Source organism: Streptomyces spongiae, assembly GCF_009377185.1.
GTDB classification, from domain to species: domain Bacteria; phylum Actinomycetota; class Actinomycetes; order Streptomycetales; family Streptomycetaceae; genus Streptomyces; species Streptomyces spongiae.
Window position 1 is genome coordinate 1 of record NZ_VJZC01000735.1, and the last position, 4,312, is coordinate 4,312.

Consider the following 4,312-nt stretch of genomic DNA (forward strand, 5'->3'; position numbering starts at 1 on the left):
TTTTTAGAGGCGCACACGAAAGGGCCCCCTCCCGTCGGAGGGGGCCCTTTCGTAGGCTCAGCGCCAGCTGTGGGGGGCCCTGAAGCCCGGCTCGCGTTCAAGGCGGCGCCAGCCCGCCTTGAGGCGCCCACGGTGAACGGGCGCCGTGGGCTGCGCGGCGGCGCGGGCCATCAGGATGGCCGTGATCGCGGCGACTTCCTCGGGCTCGGCGTGGCCCTTCTCGACGCGGATGTCAGGCAGGTTCATGGGTCTCAGTCTCCGTGAGAGAGGTTTCCGCGGGGGTACCGCGAAGGATCCGCTGGGTTACCGGACGGACTACTGCGGCGGGTTGCCGTGCTTGCGGGACGGCAGGTCGGCGTGCTTGGTGTGCAGCATCGCCAGGGAGCGGATGAGGACCTCGCGCGTCTCGGCGGGGTCGATGACGTCGTCCACGAGGCCGCGCTCCGCCGCGTAGTACGGGTGCATCAGCTCGGACTTGTACTCCTTGACCATGCGCGCCCGCATCGCCTCGGGGTCCTCGGCCTCGGCGATCTGCCGGCGGAAGATGACGTTGGCCGCGCCCTCCGCGCCCATCACCGCGATCTCGTTCGTCGGCCACGCGTAGGTGAGGTCGGCACCGATGGACTGGCTGTCCATGACGATGTACGCACCTCCGTAGGCCTTGCGCAGGATCAGCGAGATCCTCGGCACGGTCGCGTTGCAGTAGGCGTAGAGGAGCTTCGCGCCGTGTCGGATGATCCCGCCGTGCTCCTGGTCGACGCCCGGGAGGAACCCAGGAACGTCCAGGAACGTGATGATCGGGATATTGAAAGCGTCGCACATCTGGACAAAGCGCGCAGCTTTCTCCGACGCCTCGATGTCCAGGACCCCGGCCAGCGACTGCGGCTGGTTGGCCACGATGCCCACCACCTGGCCGTCCAGACGGGCCAGGGCGCAGATGATGTTGCGGGCCCAGCGCTCGTGGACCTCCAGGTAGTCGCCGTCGTCGACGAGTTCCTCGATGACCTTGGCCATGTCGTACGGGCGGTTGCCGTCCGCGGGGACCAGGTCCAGGAGCACGTCGGAGCGCCGGTCGGCCGGGTCCGAGCACTCCACGCGCGGCGGGTTCTCACGGTTGTTCTGCGGGAGCAACGACAGCAGGTAGCGCACCTCGTGGATGCACGTCTCCTCGTCGTCGTAGGCGAAGTGGGAGACACCGCTGGTCTCGGCATGCACGTCGGCGCCACCGAGGCCGTTCTGGGTGATCTCCTCGCCGGTGACGGCCTTGACCACGTCGGGGCCGGTGATGAACATCTGCGAGGTGTCACGGACCATGAACACGAAGTCCGTCAGGGCGGGGCTGTAGGCCGCGCCGCCCGCGCACGGGCCCAGCATCACGGAGATCTGCGGGATGACCCCGGAGGCCCTCGTGTTGCGCTGGAAGATGCCGCCGTAGCCGGCGAGAGCGGAGACGCCCTCCTGGATACGGGCGCCCGCGCCGTCGTTGAGGGACACCAGGGGCGCCCCGGCCGCGATGGCCATGTCCATGATCTTGTGGATCTTCGTGGCGTGGGCCTCGCCCAGCGCGCCGCCGAAGATGCGGAAGTCGTGTGCGTAGACGAAGACCGTCCGGCCCTCGACCGTGCCCCAGCCGGTGATGACACCGTCCGTGTAGGGCTTCTTGGCGTCCAGGCCGAACCCGGTCGCCCGGTGTCGGCGCAACTGCTCGACCTCGTTGAAGGAGCCCGGGTCGAGGAGGAGCTCGATGCGCTCCCTCGCGGTCAGCTTGCCCTTGGCGTGCTGCGCCGCGGTCGCCTTCTCGCTCGGCCCGGCCAGTGCCTGCGCACGGATCTCGTGGAGCTCGGCCACACGCCCGCGCGCGTCCGTCGGCTCGCTCGGCGCATCATCCAAAACGGTCATGTAGCGACCATACGAAGTCCACCAAGGAAAACGGGCCGTCGACTCCGCACAGTCTCCGACCCGTTTTCCTGGTACCACTGGACAGAACCACACCCTCATGCAGCCGATCTGACTGCTCAGAGGGCCTGCGCGTTGTCGGAGTCACACAAAGACGTCATCCGAGAGCCACCTCACATCGGTGGGTCGCACACTCCGCCGCCGGAGTGACGCGAAGGCGCAGACGACGGCCGCTCGCCTCCAGCGTCTCGACCGACGGGTCCGCGCGGACGACGCCGCGTACGCGACGGTCCCAGGTGATCTCCAGGCTCTCGCCGGTCCGCGGCGGCTCGCTCACACAGAGGGTAGCGGTACGGCCCCGGACGCGGACCAGCACACTCGCGGGAGCGGTCGTCGTGAGGGGGCCCGCGGTGCCCGGGGCCCAGAAGTTCGCGGCGGTCAGGCCCAGGGAGCCCACGTGGACCGCCTGACGGCGGGCGTCGTTGGCGAGGACCGACAACCAGTGGCGGTCGGCCGCGCGGGCGGCGACCTGGTGGCGGGAGGCTCCCGGCATGAGGACGTACGAGTACGTCGCGTCTGCCGGGTCCGTGCCGTGGTCCAGCCACAGGGTCTGCCAGCGCCGGGTGCGCCGTTCACTCGTACTGGTGGCGTTGATGTCGGACCAGGCGCCGGTGCGCTCCTCGCGGAGGGTGCGCGGCTCTCCGCCGGCCGGGAACACCCACCCGCCGTGGCCTTCCAGGTGGGCCCAGCCGCGCCGCACGACGAACTCCTGCTCGCCGCCCTCCCCCAGGTTCCGGTTGTCGACCACCGTCTCGACGGGCACCCCGTCGGTGCAGGTGATGCCGGCGCCGAGACAGATGACGGCGTCCGCGACGCAGAACCACGACTTGCGTGCCTGGAGCGTGGAGCCGAGGCCCTTGAGGTGCTGGCCGATCGCCGCGTACTCGCCGTCCGTGGTGCCGCCGACCCAGCGCGCGGCGGGCTTGGGCTCGCCCCACTCTCCGCCCTCCTTGTCGGCGAGACGCCTGGTGGAGACGGTGGTGCCGGGCAGGCGGTACCAGTCGACGGTGGGCCAGAACCAGTCTGTGTACTGGTCGGATCGGCCGAGCCCCGCCCCCGAGGGCCACCAGAGCGTCATTCCGGCGCCCGTGTGCCAGCCGCGCGGGTTCTCGCCGTTGCCGCACTCGTAGTGCGCGATCCGTTCGGAGGCCATGGCGATGTTCGCCACGAAGCCGGGGCGACGGTGGACCGCGCGGTCCATGGCGGCGAAGAGGTGGTGGCCGACGGGGTCGGGCGCGGCCGGCACGGAGGACCGGGCGACCGTGTGCAGCCGGGCCAGGTCGGCGACCCCGAACTGGCGGGCCGTGAGGATCGGCGTCACCGTGTCCCGTTCGATCCAGCCCTTGATGCGCCCGTACCAGCGTTCGCGCTCGGCGGCTCCGGCGCCCGCCGCCAGCACGGCCATCGCCGCGATGAGCATCTGCCCGTGGTAGTGGTCGCCGCGCAGCACGTCCCGGTCGTCGCCCTTGAGATGGCCTCGGCTGATGGCGCGGCCGTTGACGCTGTCCATGACCAGGCCGTCGTGGACGAGGGGCGCGTAGGCACTCTCGACGCTGTCCAGGATGATCTGTCTGTTCGGGTCGGTCACCGCCCAGCTCGATCCGGCGAGCAGCGCGAAGAGCCGCCCGAGGCCGTCCAGCAGGACCTGCCCGTACGTCCCCGAGTACGCCACCCAGGTGTGCTGGACGAACGAGCCGTCCGCGTACAGCCCGTCCCCTTTCGTGACGTACGGGAAGACCGGGGAGAGGGCGTCCCGCGCCAGGGCGATCTTCTCCGGGGCGCGTCCGAGGATGCCCCGGAGCGCGACCGAGCGGCAGAGGTCGACGCGGTTGGCGCCGGTGGAGGTGCCCGAGTAGTCGCGCAGCATCGCGTCGGGGATGAAGTGGTCGACGGCCGCGCAGGCGGCGGCCCGGCGGTCGTCCGTCACGTGGTCGTGGAGGGCGGCCACGATGTCCGTCAGGAGGCGGGGGCTGCCGATCTGCCACTCCCACCAGTTGCCGTAGCGGGTGGTGGACGGGTTGTAGACCGTCGCGGAGAGGTGGTCGAGCCCGCGCAGGACGTCCGTGAGCAGCCCCTCGTCGCCCGTGAGCCCGGTGCCCTGCTGTAAGTACGCCTGGGTCATCGTCCACAGGCGGCCGTAGCTCCGGGTGATGCCGGAGGGCGGGTCGAAGGGCTGGCCGGGCCAGAGGGAGGTGGGCGTGGGCGCCATCGTGTCCCTGAAGGCGCGGGCGAGCTCGCCGGTCTCCCTGAGGCGGGTCGCGTAGGGCTCGGCGGCCGGGTCGTAGCCGGTGCCGAGGGAGATGTCCACCCAGCGGTGGCGGAGGGTGTCGTACTCGTCGTCGGCGGCGTTCGGGGC

The 4,312-nt window shown here is 70.7% G+C and carries 3 protein-coding genes; all 3 read right to left on the minus strand.

Annotated elements, in window-relative coordinates; all coding sequences use genetic code 11:
• Positions 1-57: 57 nt before the first annotated feature.
• On the minus strand, positions 58-246 hold the full coding sequence (locus tag FNH08_RS45655; RefSeq protein ID WP_152777515.1) for an acyl-CoA carboxylase subunit epsilon: 189 nt from the start codon (positions 244-246) through the stop codon (positions 58-60).
• A 69-nt stretch (positions 247-315) separates the two neighbouring features.
• Positions 316-1,899, minus strand: coding sequence for an acyl-CoA carboxylase subunit beta (locus tag FNH08_RS45660; RefSeq protein ID WP_152777517.1), 1,584 nt, complete (start codon positions 1,897-1,899; stop codon positions 316-318).
• Positions 1,900-2,053: 154 nt separating this feature from the next.
• Positions 2,054-4,312, minus strand: a 2,259-nt coding sequence (locus FNH08_RS45665) for a polysaccharide lyase 8 family protein (protein ID WP_152777519.1), incomplete at its 5' end; no start/stop codon positions are given.

Bases quoted from the DNA above. Each gene is read 5' to 3' on its own strand.
- FNH08_RS45655 (WP_152777515.1), bottom strand. From the start codon at position 246: ATGAACCTGCCTGACATCCGCGTCGAGAAGGGCCACGCCGAGCCCGAG.
- FNH08_RS45660 (WP_152777517.1), bottom strand. From the start codon at position 1,899: ATGACCGTTTTGGATGATGCGCCGAGCGAGCCGACGGACGCGCGCGGG.